The 22551-nt window shown below is 71.1% G+C and carries 27 protein-coding genes and 1 pseudogene; 18 read left to right on the forward strand and 10 right to left on the reverse strand.

Going from position 1 to position 22551, the window contains the following annotated elements:
• Positions 1–124 precede the first annotated feature (124 nt).
• A complete protein-coding gene (locus D3105_RS09410) occupies positions 125–589 on the forward strand; it encodes a MarR family winged helix-turn-helix transcriptional regulator (protein WP_118902025.1) in 465 nt (154 codons plus the stop codon).
• Between the two features lie 111 nt (positions 590–700).
• Here D3105_RS09410 and D3105_RS34905 read toward each other — a convergent pair whose 3' ends face one another.
• A complete protein-coding gene (locus tag D3105_RS34905) occupies positions 701–874 on the reverse strand; it encodes a hypothetical protein (protein WP_206272696.1) in 174 nt (57 codons plus the stop codon).
• 1055 nt (positions 875–1929) lie between these two features.
• On the opposite strand from D3105_RS34905, the gene D3105_RS09420 reads away from it, so the two are divergent.
• Positions 1930–2193 (forward strand): chitin binding peritrophin-A domain-containing protein, encoded by a 264-nt coding sequence (locus D3105_RS09420; RefSeq protein ID WP_118902028.1) that lies wholly within the window; start codon positions 1930–1932, stop codon positions 2191–2193.
• A 290-nt stretch (positions 2194–2483) separates the two neighbouring features.
• On the opposite strand, the gene D3105_RS34520 is transcribed toward D3105_RS09420, so the two are convergent.
• The gene (locus tag D3105_RS34520; protein ID WP_165890989.1) at positions 2484–2627 is read right to left on the reverse strand and encodes a 3-keto-5-aminohexanoate cleavage protein; all 144 of its coding nucleotides are present in this window, start codon (positions 2625–2627) and stop codon (positions 2484–2486) included.
• 354 nt (positions 2628–2981) lie between these two features.
• Entirely contained in the window at positions 2982–3860 is an 879-nt protein-coding gene (locus tag D3105_RS09430; RefSeq protein ID WP_118902031.1) for an alpha/beta fold hydrolase, read from the reverse strand.
• 109 nt (positions 3861–3969) lie between these two features.
• On the opposite strand from D3105_RS09430, the gene D3105_RS09435 reads away from it, so the two are divergent.
• Both D3105_RS09435 and D3105_RS34525 read left to right on the forward strand, forming a co-directional pair.
• Positions 3970–4476: a CGNR zinc finger domain-containing protein gene (locus D3105_RS09435; RefSeq protein WP_118902034.1), complete on the forward strand. Its 507-nt coding sequence runs from the start codon at positions 3970–3972 to the stop codon at positions 4474–4476.
• 452 nt (positions 4477–4928) lie between these two features.
• A complete protein-coding gene (locus D3105_RS34525; protein ID WP_165890990.1) occupies positions 4929–5096 on the forward strand; it encodes a hypothetical protein in 168 nt (55 codons plus the stop codon).
• Positions 5097–5250: 154 nt separating this feature from the next.
• On the opposite strand, the gene D3105_RS09440 is transcribed toward D3105_RS34525, so the two are convergent.
• Positions 5251–5478, reverse strand: coding sequence for a hypothetical protein (locus D3105_RS09440; protein WP_098899818.1), 228 nt, complete (start codon positions 5476–5478; stop codon positions 5251–5253).
• A 387-nt stretch (positions 5479–5865) separates the two neighbouring features.
• On the opposite strand from D3105_RS09440, the gene D3105_RS09445 reads away from it, so the two are divergent.
• From D3105_RS09445 to D3105_RS09460, 4 genes are all read left to right on the forward strand, one after another.
• On the forward strand, positions 5866–6306 hold the full coding sequence (locus D3105_RS09445) for a hypothetical protein (protein WP_165890991.1): 441 nt from the start codon (positions 5866–5868) through the stop codon (positions 6304–6306).
• Positions 6307–6373: 67 nt separating this feature from the next.
• Positions 6374–6613 carry a hypothetical protein gene (locus tag D3105_RS09450; protein WP_118902037.1) on the forward strand — a complete coding sequence of 80 codons (240 nt, stop codon included), beginning with the start codon at positions 6374–6376 and terminating at the stop codon, positions 6611–6613.
• Positions 6610–6915 carry a MarR family transcriptional regulator gene (locus tag D3105_RS09455; RefSeq protein ID WP_118902040.1) on the forward strand — a complete coding sequence of 102 codons (306 nt, stop codon included), beginning with the start codon at positions 6610–6612 and terminating at the stop codon, positions 6913–6915. The genes D3105_RS09450 and D3105_RS09455 overlap by 4 nt, the downstream gene beginning before the upstream one ends.
• The gene (locus D3105_RS09460; protein WP_118902044.1) at positions 6893–7261 is read left to right on the forward strand and encodes a DUF6233 domain-containing protein; all 369 of its coding nucleotides are present in this window, start codon (positions 6893–6895) and stop codon (positions 7259–7261) included. The genes D3105_RS09455 and D3105_RS09460 overlap by 23 nt, the downstream gene beginning before the upstream one ends.
• Before the next feature lie 79 nt (positions 7262–7340).
• On the opposite strand, the gene D3105_RS09465 is transcribed toward D3105_RS09460, so the two are convergent.
• A complete protein-coding gene (locus D3105_RS09465; protein WP_118902047.1) occupies positions 7341–7727 on the reverse strand; it encodes an ATP-binding protein in 387 nt (128 codons plus the stop codon).
• Positions 7728–8568: 841 nt separating this feature from the next.
• Here D3105_RS09465 and D3105_RS09475 point away from each other — a divergent pair.
• From D3105_RS09475 to D3105_RS09485, 4 genes are all read left to right on the forward strand, one after another.
• Positions 8569–8907 (forward strand): MerR family transcriptional regulator, encoded by a 339-nt coding sequence (locus tag D3105_RS09475; RefSeq protein ID WP_118902053.1) that lies wholly within the window; start codon positions 8569–8571, stop codon positions 8905–8907.
• 77 nt (positions 8908–8984) lie between these two features.
• On the forward strand, positions 8985–9299 hold the full coding sequence (locus D3105_RS36015) for a DUF6233 domain-containing protein (protein ID WP_425315729.1): 315 nt from the start codon (positions 8985–8987) through the stop codon (positions 9297–9299).
• 92 nt (positions 9300–9391) lie between these two features.
• Entirely contained in the window at positions 9392–10084 is a 693-nt protein-coding gene (locus tag D3105_RS09480) for a GAF and ANTAR domain-containing protein (protein WP_118902056.1), read from the forward strand.
• Between the two features lie 396 nt (positions 10085–10480).
• Positions 10481–11164, forward strand: coding sequence for an HNH endonuclease family protein (locus D3105_RS09485; RefSeq protein ID WP_118902058.1), 684 nt, complete (start codon positions 10481–10483; stop codon positions 11162–11164).
• 73 nt (positions 11165–11237) lie between these two features.
• Here D3105_RS09485 and D3105_RS09490 read toward each other — a convergent pair whose 3' ends face one another.
• From D3105_RS09490 to D3105_RS09505, 4 genes are all read right to left on the reverse strand, one after another.
• Entirely contained in the window at positions 11238–11444 is a 207-nt protein-coding gene (locus tag D3105_RS09490; protein WP_118902061.1) for a hypothetical protein, read from the reverse strand.
• 105 nt (positions 11445–11549) lie between these two features.
• Entirely contained in the window at positions 11550–11873 is a 324-nt protein-coding gene (locus D3105_RS09495) for a hypothetical protein (RefSeq protein ID WP_118902064.1), read from the reverse strand.
• Positions 11870–12178, reverse strand: coding sequence for a hypothetical protein (locus tag D3105_RS09500; RefSeq protein ID WP_123947573.1), 309 nt, complete (start codon positions 12176–12178; stop codon positions 11870–11872). The genes D3105_RS09495 and D3105_RS09500 overlap by 4 nt, the downstream gene beginning before the upstream one ends.
• Positions 12179–12285: 107 nt before the next feature.
• Positions 12286–15018: a DEAD/DEAH box helicase gene (locus D3105_RS09505; protein WP_118902070.1), complete on the reverse strand. Its 2733-nt coding sequence runs from the start codon at positions 15016–15018 to the stop codon at positions 12286–12288.
• 93 nt (positions 15019–15111) lie between these two features.
• Between D3105_RS09505 and D3105_RS09510 the strand changes: the two genes are divergently transcribed.
• The 6 genes from D3105_RS09510 (at position 15112) to D3105_RS09535 (ending at position 22139) form a co-directional block, all read left to right on the forward strand.
• A complete protein-coding gene (locus tag D3105_RS09510) occupies positions 15112–16740 on the forward strand; it encodes a helix-turn-helix transcriptional regulator (RefSeq protein ID WP_118902073.1) in 1629 nt (542 codons plus the stop codon).
• Complete coding sequence (locus D3105_RS09515; protein ID WP_118902076.1) at positions 16740–17315, forward strand: transcriptional regulator; 576 nt, start codon at positions 16740–16742, stop codon at positions 17313–17315. Before D3105_RS09510 ends, D3105_RS09515 begins: the two co-directional genes overlap by 1 nt.
• A gap of 269 nt (positions 17316–17584) precedes the next feature.
• Positions 17585–18610: a DUF6292 family protein gene (locus tag D3105_RS09520; RefSeq protein WP_118902079.1), complete on the forward strand. Its 1026-nt coding sequence runs from the start codon at positions 17585–17587 to the stop codon at positions 18608–18610.
• Positions 18611–18623: 13 nt separating this feature from the next.
• A complete protein-coding gene (locus tag D3105_RS09525; RefSeq protein ID WP_118902082.1) occupies positions 18624–18866 on the forward strand; it encodes a hypothetical protein in 243 nt (80 codons plus the stop codon).
• Between the two features lie 83 nt (positions 18867–18949).
• Positions 18950–19828, forward strand: coding sequence for a hypothetical protein (locus D3105_RS09530; protein WP_118902085.1), 879 nt, complete (start codon positions 18950–18952; stop codon positions 19826–19828).
• A gap of 1411 nt (positions 19829–21239) precedes the next feature.
• Entirely contained in the window at positions 21240–22139 is a 900-nt protein-coding gene (locus D3105_RS09535) for a hypothetical protein (RefSeq protein WP_098017063.1), read from the forward strand.
• A 185-nt stretch (positions 22140–22324) separates the two neighbouring features.
• Here D3105_RS09535 and D3105_RS34910 read toward each other — a convergent pair.
• Positions 22325–22551: pseudogene (locus D3105_RS34910) on the reverse strand (hypothetical protein); the annotation flags it as partial.

The following is a 22551-nucleotide window of genomic DNA, read 5'->3' on the forward strand; positions in this document are numbered from 1 at the left end:
CCACAAGCCGCACGGCATGAAGAACACCAACGACGCGAGCAGATCGGCATGTTCCGGGCAATCGCCGGCACCAGCCGAGTCAGCGGTGTGGAGGGCGCGCCGACGCCCTCGATACGCTTGATCCATGAACGCGACACCGCGCTGGCTGACGCCGGAGGAGCAGGCCGCCTGGGACGGTTTCATCCGCATGCAGGAGAAGCTCATCGGACGTCTTTCCCGCTACGTCCAGGCCGACTCCCGCATGTCCGCGGCCGACTTCATCGTGCTGGCCAAGCTCACCGAGGCCGGCGGGCGGATGCGCTTCATGGACCTGACGAACCTGGTGGAGTGGGAGAAGAGCCGTATGTCCCACCAGGTGGGGCGGATGGCGAAGCGCGGCCTTGTGGCCAAGGAGGAGTGCCCCGATGACGGACGCGGTTCCTTCATCGTTGCCACCCCGGCCGGATATCAGGCGATCGAAGGCGCAGCGCCTCTTCACGTCGAGCACGTCCGCCGACTGTTCATCGACGCGCTGACGAAGGACGAGCTGGACACGCTCACCAGGATTTCGAGCCGCGTCGTCGCTCATCTGGATGCGCAGCCCGACTGAGGCTCGGGTCGGGGGAGAGGATGTGCCGGGTCGGTTTCTCCGCGGCGGCGTCGGTGGGCGAGCGGCCGCCGGGTGGAGTGTGACGGTTCGGTCGTGGCCGGGTCCGGCGGTTCAGCCGGCGGTCCGGGTGAAGTCGGAGGCGTGGTCGCGGGCCCACTGCGCGTAGGAGCGGCCCGGGCGGCCGAGGACGTCCTCGGACGCGGATACCTCGGTCGCGAGCGCCGTCGACGAACTCCTGGTCGCGGAGATCGAGCGAGGGCAGCGGGAGGGCGAACTCGATGTCACGGTCCCGGCCCGGTGGATTCAGTGCATGGTGTGGAGCATCGTCCACACCGGCCTCCACGCGACCGGCGACGGACTCGTCGCACGCCACGGCGTGGACGACCTGATCCGCTGGACGCTGCGCGGCGCGGTCAGCGCACGGTGAGGCGCAGGCAGGAGTGCCCGGACGGGCACGGGCTTCCTGCGCCCCGGGCCGAGCGTCGGAAGCCATGGCGACGTAACGTGCCTCGTCGCTGATCCGGGCGTGGCGCCGCGCCCGGATCGCCTTCTCCGACTCCGCCGCCCGACACTGGATTGCCCTCGGCCCGGACGACCGGCTGCCCCTCCCGATCCTCTACTCGCCGTCGGCCGCCTCCGTCGCGGCCTGCCGCTGAGCCGCGAGGGCGGGGACGCCTGCCTGCCGTTGCCTCCGTCACCGCCCTTGCCGTATCCGGCGCTGCCCGACGGGCTGGCCCCACCGTTGCCACCCGCGCCCCCCGTGCCGCCCGACCTGCCGCTCTCGGCCCCACACACTGACCGTGATCCGCTCTACCCGTCGAGCACCGTCAAGGCCTGCTCGTCGGGCTGGTCGAACGTCACCGTCTGCGAGGCAGCGGCAGGAGTTTCAGGAGTTTGCGGAGCGGTGAAAGCATCAGTGGTGGCGACGGTTGCGACGGCAACGCAGCACCGAGCAGGCGCCTATAACGGAAAGACATTCAGTTCTGTGTTCATGGACAGGAAACGATCTACGTAAGTGGAGTATGCCTTCCGATTCGTTCGACGCCGCCCTTCTCGCCGGCTCCTGCCTGTTCCCCTGTGCCGCCGAACGGCACGCGAGGCGAGTGGGCCGGATTTCAGGCTTGTCCGAAGTCAATCCCGCGATTTTCCCCCGCAGCCCATTGGGGGCGCACCCAGGGGTCTCGCGCCAAGGACATCGAGGCCGGTAAACAGCGGACGGCCGTAGACCTGGGAGCTCGGCCGCCTGGTGGCCGGTATGCGGTTCGGAGCGAGATTGCCAATTCCAGTCCGCCTCACTCGTCCGGGGCGCAACCCAGGGTTGCGGAGATCGTTTGCACGGCATGACCCGTACGCATCACTTTGCGGCCGCCTTGCTGCTCGCCCTTGCCGGCCTCGCATACTCCGCCCCGGCTCAAGCCGCCGACGAGCCTCCGGCTTGCACGGAAGAAGGCTTCTTCCCCAACCCGGACGATCAGTCTCGTTTCTACCGCTGTGTGAGCTTCGAGGACGGCGAGTTCACGCGCTTCGACTTCCAGTGCGGCCCGGGCACGCTCTACCACCCCGAGCTCGTCACGTGCGTCCACCCGTGGCAGATGCCCCAGTAAAATTCGCCGGTGTTCCAGGACGCCGCCTCGACCCACCCAGCCCGGACAGCGGCCTGTTCCAGCGGCGCACGTTTTTCCTGCTCCCGCTACGAGGTCGCTTCTGGCGAGGGGGTCGACCCTCTGGCGATCGAACCTCGGTGGGTGGGCGAGAAGACACCCCGCTCCCAGGGAGAGTTCGCGAGAGCCGGTTGGCTGAAGGCGATGTCCTGGCCCGCAGGGCTCAGGACATCGCTCCTCGTGGCGACCCGGGCGAGCGAAGGCTGAACCGGGCACGCTGCGTCCCGGGTTCTTCAGAGCAGGTCGCATGCGGCGTGGAACAGGTCCAGGTTGCCCTCCGCGGGGCGACCGTCCGGCAGACGGTCCGGGTCTTCGATGCCGACGCGGATGCCGTGGCCTCGCGTGGCCGTCCGGCGGCAGACGTTCCGCGTGGCCATGCCGTACCCGCGTAGTGCACCTGCTCCCATGACACCCTCGCCTCCGTCACGATCCGTTCCATGGCTGCCGCGCTCTAGATGGCCTGAGCGGGGCCCGGGTCCAGCGCCTCGATCACGACACGGCGGAGCAACCGGGGGTACCGCGCCGGACGAAGATCTCGGCGTCGGCGACGGACAGCAGGCACGCCTCGACACTCACTCCCCGCTTGCTCAGCAGGGTGCTCAGCTCGACGATCCCGTCCTCTCCCCGGATCGCCGGGATCCGGTCGGCAAGGGTCGTCCACTTGGGGATCGGTCAGGGAGCTGACCGACGGCGCGACGGGGCGGCGGCCGCCTTCCACGGAGCGCGTTCGCTCATGCTCGCGGTGACAGGTGCTGTCCGAGAAAGGTGCGCATCGCGTCGGCCACGGTGTCGAGGTGGCTCTCCAGGAGGGAATGGCCCCCGTCCGGTATCAGCTGGATCTGGGCGTTCTCCAGGTCCTTCGCGAATGCCCGGGCTCCGTCGGGACCGAAGATCTCGTCCTTTGCTCCCCAGATCGCCAGCAGCGGGACCTGGCGGGTGCGGAAGTACTCGTGCAGCCGAGGGTACAGCGGCGGATTGGTGGCGTAGTCGCGGAAGAGGTCGAGCTGGATCCGGTCGAGCCCGGGGCGTGAGATCTCGCGGTGGTCCGTGGCCCAGGTGTCGGGGTCCACGAGTTCCGGCTCGGCGACGCCGTGCGTGTACTGCCAGCGGATCGCCTCTTCGCTCAGCGCGCCCCGCAGGGCGGCTTCCGTCGAAGAGCCCGGCGACTGCGCGTACGCCCAGACCGGGGCCCAGAATTCGGGGACGAACCCCTCGTCGTAGGCGTTGCCGTTCTGGGAGACGATCGCGGTGACGGCGTCGGGGTTGCGCAGTGCCAAGCGCCAGCCGATCGGGGCTCCGTAGTCCTGCACGTAGATCGCGTAGCGCTCCACACCCAGCTGGCCCAGGAGGTCTTCGGTCACCTCGGCCAGGGCGTCGAAGGTGTAGTCGAAGTCGGCGGCCGGCGGCGTGGCGGACTGCCCGAAGCCCAGGTGGTCCGGGGCGATGACGTGGAACCGGTCGGCCAGTGCGGGCAGCAGGTGCCGGAACATGCGTGAACTCGTCGGGTAGCCGTGCAGCAGGACGACGGTGGGAGCGTCGGCGGGGCCGGCTTCCCGGTAGAAGACCCGGTGTCCTCGCACGGTGGTGAAGCGGTGTCGCACCTCGGCCATGATTAACCCCTTCAATCTGTTTTGCTGGTTAGGTCTCTCCTTTCGAAGGTTGCCTCGCGAGGTGTAACCTGTCAAGCGCGGCAATGTGGTTATGTGTCAAAGGAGGATCATGGCAACCGGTGACACACTTCTCGAAGCGCTCAACAGCACACCGGTGCGCGACGGCGCTCCGGTCGACCTGTGGCTGGACGGACCGGAGCTGAGCCGGTGGGCCATCCAGCACGGGGGAGAGGGTGCCGCCGCGGAGCGGGAGTGGCTCAGGACGATCCGCGACACGCTTCAGGCCGTCGTGCGCGGTGAGAGCGACCCGGACGTCCTCCTCCCGTTGCTGACTGGTGTACGCAAGGTGCCCCGCCTCGCCGACGCCCGTCTGGAATGGGTCGTGGACGTCGAGGCGGAGCGCCGCCTGGCCGTCGAGCTGGTCCTCGAGTGGGCGCGCCTCCAGACGTCGTCCCCGGGCAGACTGCGACCCTGCGCGAACAGCGAGTGCCGTCTGTTCCTGCTGGACCGGAGCCGGGCGAACACCGCACGCTGGTGCTCCATGAAGACCTGCGGCAACCGGCTCAAGGCGCGTCGGCACCACGAGCGGCGACGCCCGGCCCCGCCGCCGGCGTAGTCCGATGCGGCCGAAGCCGGACCGCCCGCCGCCTGGAAGCGAACCGGAGGAGCGAACCGGCAGGGCGGCGGGCCACCGATTCGCCGCCCCGCGGCTCCGTCGGCCGGAGACTCAGCCGCCCGGCGGGGTGCCGCCCGGCCCGCGCGGGTCGACCAAGTCGCGGCGAACGCGAGCGAGCCGGGCAGCACCGGCACCAGCAGCGGTATGGACCAGGCCAGGAGGGCGGCCAGGACCACGGCCCCGGCCAGGACGAACGTGCCGCGCGGATCGCCGAACGAGCGGACCGGCCCCACGCGCACCGACAACCGGTGCCGAGCGTCCAGCACGGTCGTCCGCAGCCCCACCACCACGCCCGCCAGGGCGAACGTCCGTCCCCTCCGCGGTCACCACCGCGCTCAACGAGGTCTCCACCACGAACGCGAGCCTGCTGCCAACCGCCCTGCGCATCCTCGGTGCCCTCAGAACCCCCGACCGACTCCGACTTCACCGACCACATCCGCACCCTCATCGCCACCGACACCACCCCCGCCCGCATCCGCAACCGGCTCCAGCCACGCCCCAAGGCCTCGAAGCCCCTGATCGCGACCGCCCGCCGTCACCGCACCTGGGCATGGGGATGATGGGCAAGGGACGTGCACGGCCCCATCCCCGCGGCGCTTACTCCGGCGGTCGGCGCTGATTCGTCGGGAGCATGAGCGAAGGGCCTGTGCCGCAATGGCGCAAGCCCTTCACCCGCATCTGGAACTATGGAGTTGTGTGTGCCCGGGTTCGGGGTCAGCGGACCATCCAGCCGCGCTCCGCGTCGAAGTAGGTTGCCTGCCCCTTGATGGTGGTGATCCCGTACGGGCCGCCGAGGTTCTGGTACTCGCCGCTGGCCCAGCCGGCCTCGATGCCTGCGTGGCCGCCGGCGTGGGCGTCCCAGTCGTTCGCGGAAGCCGGGGCTGCGGCGACGAAGCCGGCTGCGGCGACAGCCGCCAGGGTGATCGCGATACGACGGATCATGAATGTTCTCCTCGTGTCATAGGCCTGTGCGCGTGCAGCCACCTTGACCACCAGACCGATCGACGGCACACACGGCACGCAGAGAATCCAGGTACAAAGAACCTGATCGGCTGCCCTACGGCCCTGACTCGTCCTCCAGGGAACCGGTCATGCTCACCGCTCTGCCGATCTCATCCAGTGGTCAGTCACCCGCTTCTAGGGGCGGGTGGCACGGGTACTCGGCCGGGCCTCGAAGCGCAGCCAGCATGCTGAACTGGCTGTATTGATCCCGAGCGCCGGCGGCGCGGCCGGACGTCGCCGGTACGAGGTGGTATGAGGTGAGCTCGACCGGGTGAACCGCCCTCGCCGCCCGTGACGGTGGAGGCCGCTGGGCGGGTTGAGCCGTCCATGAACCGAAAGATCATTCCCGCCGCTGCTCTAACCGTCGTCCTGGTCCCGGTGGCCGTCGCTCCCTCTGTGTCGGCGGAGCCGGCCGCGGTGCGGACGTACGTCGACACCCGCGTCCGTGACTGCGCGGGGTCCGGCTCCGGCTGCCGCCCCGGGGTTGTGGTCCACCACTGGCACCGCCGTGGTGCCGACTCCCGTGGGGTGGGCTGGGTGTACGCGTCCCGGGAGGGTGTCCGTTCCGGGACGGCCCGGTGGCTGGTGAAGAAGCCCGGCGGTACCTGGAAGACGGGCGGGAGCTGGAAGCGCGCGCACCGGGTGGGCAGCCACGTGGAGACGTCCTGGGGACGGGACGGGCACACCGGCCCGAAGTACCCGCGCAACACGAAGCTCTGCGTGGAGTTCCGGGGCCTGACCACGAAAGCCTGCGTCACGCTCAAGTGACCCCCGACGGCCGGGGCCGGGCGGACTCGACTGGCCCCAGAATTCGAACATGCGATCTAATTAGTGGATGGACCGCTTCCCCTTCCCCGACGACCTGATCGCAGCCCAACAGCAGTGGCACGCCACCTACCGCGCCCTCGCCGCACCACGCCCGCGTCATGCCACCGAGCTGCGCCGCCGCCTGCTCCTGCTGTCGGTCCGGATCGAGTGGCACCCCTTCTGGTCGACTCCGGCCGGGTGGTCGCCTGCGGCGCGGGTGGAGCTGCGCCGTATGACGGCCGGGGACCGGCGGACGGAGGCGGCGTGAGGCGCGAGCCCCGCCCTCTCACCGCCCGGCAGGAAGCGGTCCTGGCGGTCATCCGGTCGTGGCTCACCGAGCACGGGCATGGGCCCACGGTGCGGGAGATCGGGGCGCGGGTCGGTCTCTCCAGCACGAGTTCCGTCGCCCATCAGCTCGGCCGGCTCGAAGCGCGCGGGCTGATCACCCGGACCGGCCGGGACTGGAGCACGTGCGTCCTGGTCGAGGAGCCGCCCGCACGGCGACCGGGGCTGCGGAGCCGGGGACCCGGCGGAGGAGCAGACCGGTATGAACGACGACCTGCCCCCTGACCTGGCGCGTCTGCGGACGCTGGAGACGTGGGCGGTCCACTACCTGGCGCGTATCCGTACGCGGATCGCGGCCGTCGAGCGGCAGCAGGCGCAGCCCCAGCCGGCCCCGGCACCCACGGCCGCGCCTGCGCCGCCCGCCGCCGGGCCGCGCCGTGCGCGGACGCCTGACTGGGGCATCACCGAGACCGGCGTTGGGACGTCGGCCGCTGAGGTCCACCAGGGCGACTGCTGGGCCACGGGCAGGGCCCTGCGGCCGGTCACCGCGGAGCGCGCCCGCGCCGAGCTGGCCGGAGGTACGCGGGCCTGCGCGGTGTGCCGCCCGGACAGGATCCTCCGGAGGCCGTGACCGCCGGGCCGGTGCGGAGGCCAGGCCGCCGGGGTGGGGGAGGGGCCGTCGCGGGCCGGTGAGGGTCGAATCGGTCGTGTTAGCGGGGGAGGAGGGCGCGGACGGTCTTGCCGCCGGAGGGCCCGGGGGTGACCGAGGTGGTGCGGGCGAGGCGGTTGACCATGGGCCAGCCGAAGCCGCCGGTCCTGCCGCTCAGGTCGGGGGTGCGCATACGTGGTGCCTGCGGGCTGCCGTCGTGCACGGCTACTTCGATGGTGTCCGGGTGTGCGGTCAGGTCCAGGGTGCAGGTGCCGCCGCCGTGGCGCAGGGCGTTGGTGACGAGTTCGGACACGACCAGGAGCACCGTGTCGGCGGCCTCGGCCGGGATCGGGTGTGAGAGACCTGCGAGGAAGTCCCGGGTGCTGGCGCGTGCGCCGGCGGCGGATGTCGATTGCGCGGGTGCGACCGTGACGCTCATCGTGTCCATCGGTCACCCTGCCTTCTGCGTCGTCCTGCCCGGTTGGTTGTCTGCGGGGTGCTCCTGCCCGGCTTGTGGCCCTTGAACCCCGGCGCTGTAGCTGTTGGAGGCCGATTACCTCGCCGCCGAGCACACGAAAATCTATGTTGGCTGGAGTAGACATTGGAGGATCGTGTGGCTATGGTTTCTCTCGTAGTCAAGGAAGTCAGCAGGGCCCGGCAGAGACGAACTGGCGGGCAGCAGTACCAGTAGGTGCAGTTGGCAGGACGGTGCGGTGGCGGAGTTTCGAAGCCAGGGTTGTTGCAGGACGGCGACGGGACTGGCGACCGGACCGGGTGGCCCGCAGTGATCAGGGGCCGCCGTTAAGCAGTACCCAGTAAGTGCAGTACCGCAGTGCAAGCAAGTGAGCAGCACCTCGGTGAAGGCGTCGGCTGCGGGCGCGCGCACCGGGAAGTTCGGCAGTGGGGTTCTAAGCCAGAGCAGACGCGTGACGGGCGACGGGGCTGGCTGCCGAAGTGGCGCTGTGACAGGCCACCAGCAGTTCGCATCACCAGCAGTACGCAGTTCCCGTTTGGTAAGTGATTCATCCAGAGGAAGAACGGAGGAACCAGGCACCATCAGGATCGCCCGGACGCCACGCGAGTCCGGGTACCGCAGGACATCGTTAGTGAGGTGGTCTCCGGTCAAGCAACCGCGATCCCCGCACACCCGGCGAAACTAAAGCTCAGGTCGGGTCGGCGGAAACAGAAGGTCGGCGCAGTACCAGGGCCGGCAGATGGTGTAGCAGTTCCTTCGGGGCCCTGGTGCCACAGGCACCAGGGCCCCTCCACGTGTTACCCAGAGAGGTGCGATGACCGCAGACGACTCGTTCAACCGGCTCGATGACGACGATTACCCTGCCTACACCATGGGCCGGGCCGCCGAAATGCTCGGCACCACCCAGGGCTTCCTGCGCGCCATCGGCGAGGCCCGCCTCATCACCCCGCTCCGCTCGGCGGGTGGTCACCGCCGCTACTCCCGCTACCAGCTGCGCATCGCCGCCCGCGCCCGCGAACTCGTCGACCACGGCACACCGGTCGAGGCCGCCTGCCGCATCGTCATCCTCGAAGACCAGCTTCAAGAAGCACAACGGATCAACGCCGAGTACCGCCGCGCCGCCGAATCGGTGGACCCGCCCACCGCGGCCTGAAACGGCCAGGGCCTCTTTCTCATAAGCATGCCGCCCGGAACGCGCTGCGTTCCGGGCGACTCCGTCTCCAGCGGCCCTTGAACCCGAAACGGTCAGCCGCCGCACGATCGCCAGGGCCGGTCCGTCCAGGTGGGACCACTGGACAGTCGCTGCCGCCGTCCGCCTCCGCCGCGGTCCGCCGCTGGGCTGCGAAGGGCGCGGACGCCTGCCTTGGGCCTCGCGGAGGGCGGTATCGGGTCCCTGTCCCTCAGGTCCACCGGAGTGGCTGCTGGGCCGGGGGCCGGGGCCGGTCGCTGGTGCCGGTCAGTGCGGAGCGCGCCCGCGCCGAGCTGGTCGGCGGTGCGCAGCCGTGCGCGGTATGCCGCCCGGACAGGGTGCTGACCCGGCCGTGACGCGTGTGATCTTGTCCGGCCAGGTGCTAGGAGGATCTGTTGCCGGGCAAGATAACCCTGGTCAGAAGTGCCGGAGCAGAGGAGTGAAAGGCATGGACTGGCAGGGGTTCGCGGAGCAGATAGGCGACATGGCGCATGATCTGCTGGAGCAGCCTTCGGTGGACGCCACGCTGGGGCGCATCACCGAGTCGGCCGCCAAGCTGGTGGCGGGGTGCGACGCGGCGGGGATCCTCGTGCTGAGCGCAGAATGCGTGTCGCTGGCTCCGACGGAGCCGTGGGTGGCGGAACTGGACCAGCTCCAGCGCAAGCTGGGCCAGGGGCCGTGCTTCGACGCTGCCCACCCTTCGACGGGGGAGCGGGTGTTGAGGATGGCGGACTTCACCGAGGCGGAGCCACGGTGGGCCGACTTCGTGGCCGAGGCCCGGAAGTGGGGGGTGGGCAGCATGATGGGCTTCCTGCTGTACACCGAGGACGAGGACTTCGGCGCGCTGAACTTCTACTCCCGCCGGCCCGGAGCCTTCACCGAGGAGAGCGAGCGGGCCGGAGTGATCCTCGCCTCCCACGCTGCAGTCGCCCTGTCCGCCGCCCGCACCCACGCCCAGATGGAACAGGCCCTGGCCACCCGCCACCAGATCGGGCAGGCGATGGGCATCCTCATGGCCCGCCACAACATCCCCGAGAACCAGGCCTTCAACACCCTGCGCCGCTACTCGCAGGACAACAACGTCAAGCTCCGCGAAGTGGCCCTGCTGGTGTGTGAGCAGGGCGCTCTCCCTCAGCCCTGAACCTGGGCAGCAAGGGCGGGCCCCCCGGCAGCCGTTCCGCACCGGGGAGCCCTGGGCCGGGGCCGCCCCCCGGGGGAGCGTCGCCGTCCCGACCTGACCGCCGGAGTTCCCTCTGCTTTCCTCGGTAAACGGGCCCCGTTGGTGTGTCCGTACGCGGGGATAGGGTCGGGGGCAGACCGCGCCGTATGGGTGTGCGGGACAGGCCCGGGTCTCCTGGAGTACGGCTCGGGCCCCTGGTGCCGGTGGCAGCCCTGCCGCCGGCACCAGGCCCCGGCCCACGGACTTCGTCGGGGCGGGCCTGGCGGAGCGTTTCTCCGGTGAACCTCTTCCCCCGGGCGGGTGAGCACCAGGCGCAGGGCCTCACCGGGTGCAGGGTGCGGCCGGTAGAACGCCGGGGTGATCAAGAACCTTGTGCGCGGCTTCGGCGCGCTCTCCCTTGCCCTTGTTCCTCTTCTCTCCTCCCCGGCCGCGCACGCGGCTGCTTCGGCTGCTCCGGTGGCGGAGGTGACGACGCTGGCCGACGCGGTCGGTCTGGTGGAGGTCACCGAGGAGGACCGCACCGGCTACACCCGCACCAAGTTCAAGCACTGGAATTCTGGTGACGACAAGATCGACGGGTGCAACACCCGCAACGAAGTGCTCCTGGCCGAGGCGGTCGTCGCGCCGACGGTGGAGGCCGGGTGCAAGCTGACCGGCGGCACGTGGGTGTCGTACTACGACGGCCAGGAGGTCACGAGCGCCGGCTCTCTGGACATCGACCACATGGTCGCGCTTGCGGAAGCCTGGGACTCGGGGGCTTCGGCGTGGTCGGCGGCGCGGCGGGAGGCGTACGCGAACGACCAGGGCGCGCACACGTCCCTCGTCGCCGTGACCGCGCGCACCAACCGCCAGAAGTCGGATCAGGATCCGGCGGATTGGATGCCGCCGTCCCCGCAGGCGCAGTGCCGGTACGTGGGGGAGTGGGTGGCCACCAAGCTCCGCTGGCAGCTCACCGTAGACGACCGGGAGCTGGAGGCGCTGAAGGTGTATGCCGAGGGGCCGTGCGAGGACACCATCGTGCGTTACACACCGGTCGTCTGACCGCTCGCCTGCTGAGGTGCTGGACGGTTTCAGCTGACCCGGGGCCCCACTCCACGGCGGGTGGGGCCCTTCCTCATGCTGCGGGCTCCTCCGGGTGCCGCACGGCCTGCCTGACGGCCATCTCCAAATCCAGGCGGGAGACACCGGTGGCCGCGGCGTGTTCCCGGTACGCGGCCTGCACCGCGTCCGCAGCCGCGAACGTCAGTGCGCCCTGCTGCTGCTCGGCCCACGCGGCGGACTCCAGATCGATCAGGTGCGGAGGGATGTCGATGTCGGCCATGCCCGGATCGTACGTCCGTGCGCACTCCCGCCTAGCAGCGGCCCGCCCGACGGCCGGTCGGGTCCCGCCCCGTACGCGGCCGCCGGGTCCCTGGGTGGTCGTGGATCAGTCGTCATCGGGTGCGCTGCCGATCCAGGCGACCGGCTCGCCGTGCGGGGTGATGCCCCAGTGCGGAGTGCGGGTTTCGTGTCCGGTGCTCTGTACGCAGATCCGCCCCCATCGGCCGTGTTTCCCCTCGCACACCTGGGTGAGTACGGCAATGTCGCCCGTGTGTACGGCGGTCTCGTACCGGTCCTGGAACACCTGGAGTTCGTCGCGTAGCTCCCGCCCACCCCGGGCCTCCTCGTCCTGGATCAGTGCTCCGATCCGCTGTGCCTCCGGGTCCGACAGAATCGCCGCGATCCTCTGTTCCGCGTGGTCGGTGGTCATACGGTGTCTCCCGGGGTGGTGGGTGTGCGGGTGGTGGCCCAGTCGGGGTCGCGTACGGGGGCGGTTTCCGGCCCGGCGGTGGCCGGGGTGCGCAGGATGCGCCAGCTGGTGCGCGGTGCGGTGAGAACGTGGGCCAGGACGACGGCGGCCTGACGCCCGCGCCCGCCCCTGACCCACGGCCCGGTGTGACGGATCTGGTCGACGGCCCACTCCCCGAGCCGCCGCCAGGGCCGCAGCCGGCCTGCGAGGTAGCCCGCAGTGAGGGCCGACGCGATCACGAGGACGTCCGTCGGGTGCATTGGCATCTCCGAGTTGTGGGTGAGGGTCCGGGCCGGGGGATCGGCGGTGGCCCGGTTCGCGTCCCCGGGCTGTGGGCCAGGGGACGCGGGACGATGGGTTCATGGACCGGGTGTCAGGTGGCGGTGGCCCAGTCGACGCCGAGCGCGGCGAGCTGCTCGCGCTGCTCGGCGCTCAGCTTGTTGCGCCTGCTCTTGTGGTTGGAGAGGAACACCCCCGCCTTGACCTCGTGCTCCTGGCCGTCGATGACGACGGTTTCGGTGTGCTGGCGGGGGACCTTCAGGTGTCCCTCGCGCTGGACGTACTGAGCGAGCGCAGTGATGCCCCGCTCGAACGCCCCACCCTTCCCGCTCTTCCCGGCGCGGGCAGCCGGGGTGGTCTCGGTCCGGCGCTTGAGCCCGAGTGCTTCCAGGCGCTCGCGCTGCTCGGGCAGGAGGGCGTCCCAGACGGCGGGGTCGGTCTGCCGGGTGGTCCAGGTGCCGACGTCGCACCCGTTCACCGTGACGCCGGGCAGCAGCCCGGCCGGGAGGCCCTGCTCCTGACCGAGGAGTTCACGGGTGGCGGCGTAGTGGCGCTGCCAGTCGACCGGCCACCCGGAGGGGTTCCACTCCGGGTCGATGGCCTCCAGCGCCTTGCGGCGTTCCTCGGCGCGGATGGGGTCGGCGCCCAGTCCGCCGGGGCGGCGCAGGTTGCTGACCCACTGCCCGAGCGCGACCCCGTCCCAGACCGCGTTCCGGGGGCAAGCCAGTGTGGAGTGTGCCGCGTAGTAAGAGCGGGCAGCACCGAGGTTCTTCCAGAACCCCGCGTCGCCCACCGACCAGACCATGCCCACCTCGTTCAGCAGGTCGACCCGCCACGCCTTGAGCGTCCCGGCCTTGAACGCCCGGCGCTGCTCGGCGACCCAGCTCCCCAGGGCGTAGGTGTCGCCGACGTCGCCCGTCTTGATCGTGGTGTCGCTGGGGACGCGGGCGTGTCCGTGCTCCTGGACCCAGGTCCGCAGGGTGTTGTAGCCGGTCAGCCAGATTTCGGAGTCCGGGCGCAGGACGCGGGTGCGCAGGAACAGGGCGACGCTCTCAGGGTCGCGGGGGAGGGAGAACCGCAACAGGGGTGTGGTGACGGGCGCGATGCCCGGGACCGCGTCGCCCTGGTCCTCGTCGTCGGTGTCCTGCTCGTGGCCGCCGTCATCGTCGGTGCCGGCCGCCGCGGTTTCCCGCTCGTCGTCCTGCTCCTGGCCGTCGTCCTCGCCGCGCTTGTCGTCCTGGTCGTCGTTTTTGTCGGCTGGGGCCTGCGGGTCGAGGGCGAGGACGGAGGTGATCTGCCCGCGCGCGGTGGTGGTGGGCAGCGCCATGCGCTCGATGACCCGGTCGTCGTGTGCACGCAGGCCCTGCAAGATCGCGACCAGGCCCGTATAGCTGGAGGAGGCCATCATGTCGCCGGGGTCCTCCCCGGGCTCCAGGAACACCGGCACCACGATGCGGGAGACCTTGCCGTCGCCGGGCTCTTGGCGCAGCGCCCGTCCGATGATCTGGACGATTTCGACCGGTGACGAGCGGGTGTCGGCGAAGACGACCGCCTGCACACCCCGCTTGCCCCTGATGTCGACCCCCTCGCCAAGGACCCGGCAGGACGCCAGGAAGCCCACCTCGGTCACCCATCCCTCCGCGTCGAGTCCTTCGGCGTAGCGGGTGAGGACGTCGCGGCGGTGGGTGGCGGGGTGTTCGCCGGAGAGCCATTCCGCCCCGATGCGGGCCGGGTAGGCGGCGGGGTCTGCGGCGTGGAGGCGGGCGGCGGTCTCCGGCATCGCCCGCGCGAAGCTCATCGCGTCCAGGGTCCGCGAGTGGAACGTCATGTAGGAGCGCACGCCGGATTCGTCGGCGTGTTTGAGGAGGGCTGCCTGGAGGGCTGCGAGCCGGCGGCCCCGCCGCTCCTCCAGCGACGCGTCCTCGGCGATAGGGGCGGGGTCGCGGATCTCCAGCACATCCACCTCGAACCGCGCCAAAATCCCGCGCTCGACACTTTCCATGAGCCCGGTTTCGTGGAGGACCGGCCCGTACAGCTCGACGTCGTCCATGGAGGCGACGAGCCGCCCGCCCAGCACCTCCCCGCCGCCCGGGACGTCGGCCGCGCCGAGCTCGTCGCCCTCGGCCTCCTCGCCGTCCGTCGTGCGCGGGGCCGCTTCCCACAGGCGGGGGGTGGCGGTCATGTAGAGGCGCCGCGCGGCGGGGATGCGGTCCTGGTGGTGGACGGACGCCCACGCCTTCGAGCCGTCGCCCGACGTCCGGTGCGCCTCATCGACCACCACCAGGTCGAACGGGGCCAGTTTCTGCCCGTAGGAGCCGAGCAGCGCCCGCTCCAGCACGCCCGGCGCGGCCGCGTCCGAGGAGTCCTCCTCGTCGTCCTGGTCGTCGATGAGGCCCTGTCCGGCGAGGGAGGCGTACGTCGCGAACACCAGCATCGGCCCCGAGCTGGCCCAGAGGGCGAGCTGCGTCGGGTTGGTCGTGCACCGCACCCCCAGCGCCTCCAGCAGCGGGTCCGCGCCCAGCGAGCACACCGCCACGGCCGGGCCCTGATGCCCGGCCCGGCGCCACGCCTCGATCGTCTGCGTCAGCAGGTCCAGGGTGGGGACCAGCACGCCGATCATCCCGTTCGGGCACAGCCGCAGTGCGGCGATCGCGGCGGTGATGGTCTTGCCGGTTCCGGTGGCCATGTGGACCTGCCCGCGCAGCCCCCCTGCGGGCATGGTCCCGCTCGCCGGGAGGGACAGGCCCGACACGATCCGGTCGACGGCCTCGACCTGATGCGGCCGGAGGGTGATCCCGGACCCGTTCGCCTGCGGTGTCTGCTGCATACCCCTATGCTCCTCGCTACGCGCTGCCCAAATGCGATACGGAAGCTGCACAATCTAGCATCAAATCTAGGTCAGTGCTGATACACTTGTCTCATGACTGATCCAGTGAGCGTTGAATCGCTGCTCGAAGAGGCGCGTCTCGCCAAGGCCATGCCGCCCCCGGAGGAGCGCCTGCGGCTGCGTGAGGCGGCCGGGCTGACCCGCGCCCAGGTCGCCACCGCGGTCGGTGTCGCACGCGGCACTGTCCTTGCCTGGGAGAACGGGACATCGACCCCGACTCCGCCCGGCAGGCTCAAGTACCTGCAACTGCTGGAGGGCCTGGCCGAGCTCCACCCCGCCCCGGTCGACCCGGCGGACAACCCGATCGCGGCCCTGTTCAACGACCAGCCCTACGGCACCGCCCCCGCACCGGCCGCCGCCGAGACGCCCGCCGTCGCGGTGCCGGCCGCGCTGACCGGCCTGGAGACCCTGCGGGGGCCGGACGGCCGGGCGATCGAGGGCGACCCGGGCCCGTGCGTGCGGTGCGGTGTTGAGACGACCTACCAGTCGACCGATGGCCGCCCGCTGCACTCCGGGGCGATGTGCCAGCCCACCACCACCGCGCCGTCCCCGGCCGCACCCGCAGCCGTACCGCCCGCCCCGGCCCCGGTCCCGGCAGCCGCTCCGGCGGCTGCGGTGTCGCCGGTCCCGGCCCCGGTGCCGACCCGCCCCCTGCGCCGCTCGAAGTCGGCCGAGCGTGCCGAGGCGGACCTCATGGGCCTGATCCGGGGTGCGGTCGAGCAGGAGGCCGAGCGCGCCGGCGGGGATGAGGACGCCGCGCTCGAGGCGCTGATCGGCCGGGCGATCCCGGACGTGATGCACCTGTTCAACGAGACCCGGGCCACCGCGCGGTACGAGTACACGGCCTATCCGGCGCTGCCCGACATTCTGCACAAGCCCTCGAAGCGGGAGCCGGATCAGATCTGGGAGGCCCGCCCCGCCTACAACAACCCCGCCTACTCGATGCGCGCCGCCCAGAAGGACGTCAAGGTCACCGCCCTGGACGTGAACGCCGCGTACCTGTCCGCGCTCAAGGTGTGGCTCCCGATCGGGAAGCTGGAGCACACCACCGGCATGGACGGGGTCGGCCCGAAGCGCAGCGGCGTTCACCTGATCACCCCGGCCCCCTGGACCCACCCGCATCTGCCCGACCCGCTCGGGGACCGCGACACCCCCGGCGCCCTGTGGGTCACCGACGCCACGCTGCGCCTCCTGCTGCGTCTGTCCGGCCCGAAGTGGGGCCTGACCGAGGCACCGACCGTTCACGAGTCCTGGACGTCCGGGGCCACGGAGAACTTCCTGGACGCACTGCGGAAGTTGCTGGTGGCCGCGCGGTCGGAGGCGATCGAGGCGGGGGACAAGCTGCTGCTGGAGTACGTCAAGGCCATGTACAGCAAGTTCGTCTCCACGATGGGGGAGTCGGTCCACAACCGGGAGATGGTCCGCCCGGACTGGATGCACCTGATCCACGCGCAGGCGTTCGCGCTGCACTGCGGGCGTGCGTACAAGGCGCACCAGGCCGGGCTGGACGTCGTGGCGCTGAAGCACACGGACGAGCTGCACGTCACCGGCGGGGACTGGCGGCAGGTGTTCACCGAGGGGCGGGGCGTGTCCGAACTGAAGATCAAGACCGGTGACGGCAAGGCGTCCGGTGAGTACCTGGTGGGCAAGGTGGGCGGCTGATGGCCGGGCGGTGGATGGAGTTCGGGAAGTACGGCGCGGCCGGCGCACCCGGTGGTGAGGCGCTCGGCATCGCCATGGAGGGCATGGTGCGCGGCATCAGCTCGCCGGTCGACAGTGAGCGCGGTCGCGCCGCCCGCCTCAACTACCTCACCCGCTCCGACGCCGGATACGAGGCGATGGACCGAGCCGGGGTCCACGTCTCCCCGCGCACCCTGATGGCGTGGCTCGCGGAGGAGCGCAGCCCGAACAAGGCGAACCTCGCCCGCCTCGACGCCGCGTACTGGGATCTGCGCCGCCGCAACGTCGCTGCGGATCTCAAGGCCCGGCTGAACAATGACGGGCGGGGGACCCGGGTGGAGATCAACCCGGTGAACCAGCGCGGTGTTGAGCAGAAGTACCGGCGGGATCTGGCCCCCCGCAGCATCAACGTCCGGGGTGTGTGGGACCGGGCCGTCGATGCGTGGATGGACGACGACCAGGACGAGCTGGACGCGGTATGGGACGAGGTCCTGGACCTGATCGGCTCGGACTACGACGGCTACAGCTTCGTGTCCTCGGTCGGCTGGTCCGCCTGACCCCACCCCGGATGAGGCCCGCCCCCGGCACTGGAGTTGCCGGGGCAGGCCGGTCCGAGGGTGCCTGGCGGCCCGTCCGCGTGATGAGCTGCGAGCGGGCCGGGACACAAAGGGCCGGCACCCAATCCGTCCACGGGGGTGAGACGGGTGGCAAGGGTGCCGGCCAACGCAACCCCCGACAGGGGGCCCGCCCGCAGCGTACCGCCCAACGGCCCGGAGACCGGGCCGATACCGTCGTTCGACATCGTGAGTTCTGGAGGAGTAACCCCGTGATCAGAGCAGGCCGACAGCACCTCGTGCGCACCCTGGCGGACCTCGCCGCGCAGCAAGGCGTCGGTATCGACCACTACACCCGCCTCAAGCCGTACACGGCCGAAGGGTTCCCGGCCCCGGTCAGCTCGGAGGGGGCCCGGACGCGGCTGTACGACGGCGAGCAGGTCGACGCCTACCTCCTGGGCAAGCCAGTGCCTCCGCTCCCGGAGCCGGAGGTCGAGGACGACGGGGACCTCCTGGACCGCCGCGAGTGCGCGGCCCTGATCGGGGTGGCCCCGAACTCCTGGGACGTCTACAAGCGCGACCCCGCCCTGACGGAAGCGCGCATCGAGGCGGGCGGGGTCGAGCACTGGCCCCGCCGCGCGGTGAAGGCGTTCCAGGCGGGCCGCCCCGGCGACGCCGCGCAGCGGACCGGCCGCCCCAAGAGCACCGGGGACCAGGTCCCGCGCGACCAGGTCCACGGGCTCGTCGCCGAGCTGCTCGACGCCGACCCCACCATCAGCGCGGCCACGGTCACCGAGCGGCTCGGTGTCCACCGCAACACCGCACAGGACGCCCTGACCCGGCTGCGTGCCGACCGCATCGCCGACCACATCGAGGCGCACCCGACGCTGACCCCGGCGGAGGCCGCCGCCCAGCTCGGCTACCCGGCCGGACAGGTCCGCCGCGCCACCGCACGGGCCGAAACCGTCCTGCGCGCCCGCCGGGCTGCCCCGTACCTGGCCGACGTCGCCGCCGCCCTCCACCGAGCCGGCTGGACCACCACTGAGGCCGCGCCCGACGTCCAGTTCCCCGGGGACGACCGGGTCGTCGCCGCGCTCGTCCTGGACGTCGACCATGCCCCGGCCCCGGCCGTGGTCTGGGACGAGCGGTACGGGTGGCGCACCGCGGCCTCGCGGCGCCACCCGATCACCAAGGGCGCGGTTCCTCCCTCGGAGGGCGAAGGGGTGCGCTACCTGACCGGGGGCATCACCCCGCCGCCCGGCGACGTCGTCGCCGCCCTCACGACCACCGACGCATAGCCAGGAGGCACCCGTGCACGTCTCACCCGACCCGATCACGAACCCCGAGCAGGCCGCCCAGGAGCGGGAAACCCTCCTCGACCTCATCGCGCGCGGCCTGTACTGCACCACTGCCAGCGCCCTCGGGGCCGAACACGACGAACCGAGCGCGGACGCGCTCACCAAGGCTCGGGCGGTGGCCGACGACTACATGGCCGCGTACGAAGAGTGGCTGGTCAAGCTCGCCGCCGACAACGCCACACCAGGCCCGCAGTGACCCGTGGGCCCGGCGGCGCTGTCACCCGCCGGGCCCACGGTCCCCGGGGTGCGGCACGGGCCCGCCCGGGTCAGGGTCGGGGTGTGCAGTTCCCGATCCGGCCCGCCCTGGCCCGCGCCGTCCCGACCCTGCCCACCGGGCCCGGCTGGCATTTTGAGATCAAGCTCGACGGCCACCGGATGATCCTCCGCCGTACCGACGACGGAGTGGTCTGCTACTCCCGTACCGGACGGACCGTCACCTCCCACTGGATGGACCTCGCGGTGCCCGCCATGGCGTTGCCGCCGGGGACCGTGCTGGACGGGGAAGCGGTCATCTGGAACGCGGGCACGGCCGATTTCGGGGCGGTCCAGGCCCGCGCCGCCTCCACCCTGGACCGGGCCCGCGCCCTGGCCGCCCGCCTCCCCGCCACCTACGCCGCGTTCGACATCCTGGCCCACCCCGACCACGGCGGAGATGCCCTGGCCGCCCGCCCGTACACCAAGCGCCGCGCGGCCCTGGTCGACGTCCTGGCCGACGTCGGCCCCCCGCTGCAACCCGTCCTTGCCACCGCGGACCGGGACACCGCCCTCCAGTGGTACGAGACCCTCCAACCGCAAGGAGTTGAGGGCATCGTCGCCAAGCCCGGCAGCAGCCCGTACCCGTTCGGCGGGCGGACCTTGTGGCGCAAGATCCGCCACGCGGACACCACCGACGCACGGGTGGTCGGTACGGTCGGGCCCCGCCGCCGCCCGCGCCGCCTCGCACTCCTCCCGGACACAGAGAGCCGGCCCCGCCTCTCCGCACCGCTGGACGCGGCCCTGGCCGCCTGGCTCGGCGCGCTCCTGGCCGACGCCCCCACCACGGGCGAGCACCGCACCACGTCCGGCGAGACCTACACCGCGCTCGCCACCGACCTGGTGGTCGAGGTGCTGGCCGGGACGGGCCGCCACGGCACGCTGAACGTCGTACGCGCACGCTGACCATTACCCACGCTCCGCTCACTGAGGGGCATGGTGGGGCGCAGCGTCGTACGGAGGGCGCGGCGGTGCTGTGGCTGTCAGCGCTACCCGGCGGCGATCCGACGAAGCGGCTCGCTCGCGCGAAACCCGGACACAGCGTGTGATCAGGCTGGCCACCGAGTGCAGTACGAAGGCGCCGGCCGTGCCGAGCGCGGCTGGCCCCTCCGGGACGAGTCCGGTAACCGTGGCCACGAGCAGCCCGGAGGTCACCACTCCGGTGGACTCCAGAACCGTTGGAAATCGCCACCGTCCCGAAAGAGAGATCGAGACGTCCCGCCATGTGGTGCCGAGATGATCAGTAGGGGTGTGCTCAGGTGTAGCCATTCTTGCCCTCCCGGTCTGCATGCCGGGGTATTCCGGCATGCGACCACTTTGGAGGGGATGCGAAGCGCTTCAAAGTGCGTTCCCGCAGGTCAGGCTGCATGTCGCCTTCACAGCAGGGGATACCCTTGCGGCGGGGTGCCTTTCCGCCGCTGCAAGCCTATCCCGTGATGTCAAGGTGTCACGCCGCCTGATTAATATTCAGGCCATAAGATGGCGGAAATTGGCTTATCGATTAGCTAGAAAACACTCTTAGTTCTCTAGATATCTTAATTCGCCTCAAAATTTCTAGCGGCCCCGCCTGTCCGCGCTGCTGGATAGGTCCTGGCCGTCCTGTTCGGCGTGCTCCTGGCCGACGTTCCCGCGGCAGGGAACACCGCACCGAGGTGGGCGAGACGTACGCCGCGCTCGTCACCGACCTGGTGGGTGAGGCGCTGGCCAGTGCGGGGCGCCACGGGACGCTGACCGTTGTGCGGATCTGCTGAGCCGAGCCACGCGATCGCGAACTGGCCTCTCAGTGAGAGCTGTTGCCGCGTGGATGCATCCGGAAGACGACATTCGGAAGTCTCGTTTACGTGAGTTTGTCTTGTAGCTGGGCCTGGCGAACCGTGGCGAATAGTGCGCCGGAGCCGCTGGTGGCATGTGCCCCCTGCCAAGCCCGGCAGACTCATGACACCGGGACGCTCCGTCGGCCGTTCTCGCGCCGCGACGTCCCGCTGTCCGGCGGGCCGTGCTGTTCCGGCGTGCCCGTAGAGCACCTGTTGAGTAGGGAGCCCGCGCACTCGTGTGCGCAGATCACCATGAATTCCTTCATTGAGAGCGTGGTCTCGCAGTTCATAGTCGGCGTCCTGGTCGCGGTCACGCTGGCCGCGCTGGCGGCCGCGCGTGCGCGCTGGGCCCGGAAGGGCAAGAGCCGAGCTCTCATCCCACCCCCGGCGGGAGGCGAGCCGCCGTGCCGCCCGGCCGGGCACGAAACCCATCACCTGCGGCACACCCGGCGGACCCGTCGGGTGATTCAGTCGTCACACGGACGACGAAAGGAGTCGTCGTCATGACGACACACAAGCCTCGCCGGTCCGACCGCCCGGAAGCCGAGATCGATCGGGAGCGCGCCTGGTCACACATGCTGGAGCCGCCGGGAGGCATCCGGCGCAAGGACCCTCTCGGCATCACCGAGTACGACGAGAAGCGATTACTGGAGATCGCCCGCCGGTACGACCAGATCTGCCGGCGTGCCCAGGGCCACGTCCGGCCCCGGGCGACCGAGACCGACGTCCTTGCCGCGCTCCTCGTGCTCGGCACGCTGCGCGACAAGCTTCTCGACGACGAGCTCATGCTGATCTCGCTGGCCCGCACCTACGGCATCACGTGGGCCCGGATCGCTGACGCCCTGGAGATGAAGAGCCGGCAGTCCGCCGAGCGACGTCACCTCCAGCTCAGCCGGTCCACGCGTGCCGACGGAACCCGCCCCCGTACCCAGAACGAGCGCGTGGAGCACACCCGTGAGCGCCGCCGCCGACGAGCGGAGCGACACTGGGCCCTGGCCAATGCCAGCCTTATCCGCACCGCCGCGCTCGCCCTGACCGCCATCCCGGATCTTCAGGAGCGGGCGAACCGGTCCCGGGAAGGGGTGCTCATGTCGGCCCCCGTCAGCGAGGACGGCGTGGACCAAGGCGCCGTCGACATGACCTGGCCCAGTGCCCTGAAGGAGTGTCTGGCCGAACACCTCCGGTTCCAGGCAGACCCACGGGCCCACCTGAGCGCGGACCGTCTGGCCCCGGGCGACGAGAACTGGGAGCTCCACCAGCGGCAGGCCGACATCGTCCACCGCATGCTCGGCCTGCTGCGCCACGCAGCGGATCCGCGGCACCTGGACCTGTCCGACCACCCCGAGCTCCTAGAGCTCGTAGCCCACCTTGACCAGGACTCCGCGATCCGCACCCGCCGCTGACCGCGCGACCCCGCAGCACGTACGGAGGGCGCGGCGGCGTCGTGGCTGAGCGGGGCGCAGCGAGGCACGACGGGGGCGGGGGCCTGACGGCCCGGCCCGGGGCCTGACGGCCCGGCCCGGGGGCCTGACGGCCCGGCCCGGGGCCTGACGGCCCGGGGGAGCAGCGGGCCTGACGGCCCGTTTCATTACGGGGTGGGGGCGGGGGGTTGACGGGCCGCCGCGTGCAGGGGTGATCCGCTGTGCTCCTCACCCCTGCGGGGCGTGCCCGGTCCGCTGGCGCTCCCCGGGACCGAGCGCTCCGCGCTCTCACGCCCGAGGATGCCGGGGCCGCCGGGCCGCTCCGCGCCCCCGGCCGAGCGCTCCGCGCTCTGACCCCGCCACCCTCCCCGCCGGGTCCGCTCCGCTCCCCACG

The sequence above is a fragment of the Streptomyces globisporus genome, assembly GCF_003501885.1.
GTDB lineage: Bacteria > Actinomycetota > Actinomycetes > Streptomycetales > Streptomycetaceae > Streptomyces > Streptomyces globisporus_D.

Excerpts from the sequence above, each read along its gene's own strand:
- D3105_RS09410 (WP_118902025.1), top strand. The coding sequence starts at position 125 with ATGAACGCGACACCGCGCTGGCTGACGCCGGAGGAGCAGGCCGCCTGG.
- D3105_RS09420 (WP_118902028.1), top strand. The coding sequence starts at position 1,930 with ATGACCCGTACGCATCACTTTGCGGCCGCCTTGCTGCTCGCCCTTGCC.
- D3105_RS34520 (WP_165890989.1), bottom strand. The coding sequence starts at position 2,627 with ATGGCCACGCGGAACGTCTGCCGCCGGACGGCCACGCGAGGCCACGGC.
- D3105_RS09430 (WP_118902031.1), bottom strand. The coding sequence starts at position 3,860 with ATGGCCGAGGTGCGACACCGCTTCACCACCGTGCGAGGACACCGGGTC.
- D3105_RS09435 (WP_118902034.1), top strand. The coding sequence starts at position 3,970 with ATGGCAACCGGTGACACACTTCTCGAAGCGCTCAACAGCACACCGGTG.
- D3105_RS09440 (WP_098899818.1), bottom strand. The coding sequence starts at position 5,478 with ATGATCCGTCGTATCGCGATCACCCTGGCGGCTGTCGCCGCAGCCGGC.
- D3105_RS09445 (WP_165890991.1), top strand. The coding sequence starts at position 5,866 with ATGAACCGAAAGATCATTCCCGCCGCTGCTCTAACCGTCGTCCTGGTC.
- D3105_RS09450 (WP_118902037.1), top strand. The coding sequence starts at position 6,374 with ATGGACCGCTTCCCCTTCCCCGACGACCTGATCGCAGCCCAACAGCAG.
- D3105_RS09460 (WP_118902044.1), top strand. The coding sequence starts at position 6,893 with ATGAACGACGACCTGCCCCCTGACCTGGCGCGTCTGCGGACGCTGGAG.
- D3105_RS09465 (WP_118902047.1), bottom strand. The coding sequence starts at position 7,727 with ATGGACACGATGAGCGTCACGGTCGCACCCGCGCAATCGACATCCGCC.
- D3105_RS09475 (WP_118902053.1), top strand. The coding sequence starts at position 8,569 with ATGACCGCAGACGACTCGTTCAACCGGCTCGATGACGACGATTACCCT.
- D3105_RS09480 (WP_118902056.1), top strand. The coding sequence starts at position 9,392 with ATGGACTGGCAGGGGTTCGCGGAGCAGATAGGCGACATGGCGCATGAT.
- D3105_RS09490 (WP_118902061.1), bottom strand. The coding sequence starts at position 11,444 with ATGGCCGACATCGACATCCCTCCGCACCTGATCGATCTGGAGTCCGCC.
- D3105_RS09495 (WP_118902064.1), bottom strand. The coding sequence starts at position 11,873 with ATGACCACCGACCACGCGGAACAGAGGATCGCGGCGATTCTGTCGGAC.
- D3105_RS09500 (WP_123947573.1), bottom strand. The coding sequence starts at position 12,178 with ATGCCAATGCACCCGACGGACGTCCTCGTGATCGCGTCGGCCCTCACT.
- D3105_RS09505 (WP_118902070.1), bottom strand. The coding sequence starts at position 15,018 with ATGCAGCAGACACCGCAGGCGAACGGGTCCGGGATCACCCTCCGGCCG.
- D3105_RS09510 (WP_118902073.1), top strand. The coding sequence starts at position 15,112 with ATGACTGATCCAGTGAGCGTTGAATCGCTGCTCGAAGAGGCGCGTCTC.
- D3105_RS09515 (WP_118902076.1), top strand. The coding sequence starts at position 16,740 with ATGGCCGGGCGGTGGATGGAGTTCGGGAAGTACGGCGCGGCCGGCGCA.
- D3105_RS09535 (WP_098017063.1), top strand. The coding sequence starts at position 21,240 with ATGACGACACACAAGCCTCGCCGGTCCGACCGCCCGGAAGCCGAGATC.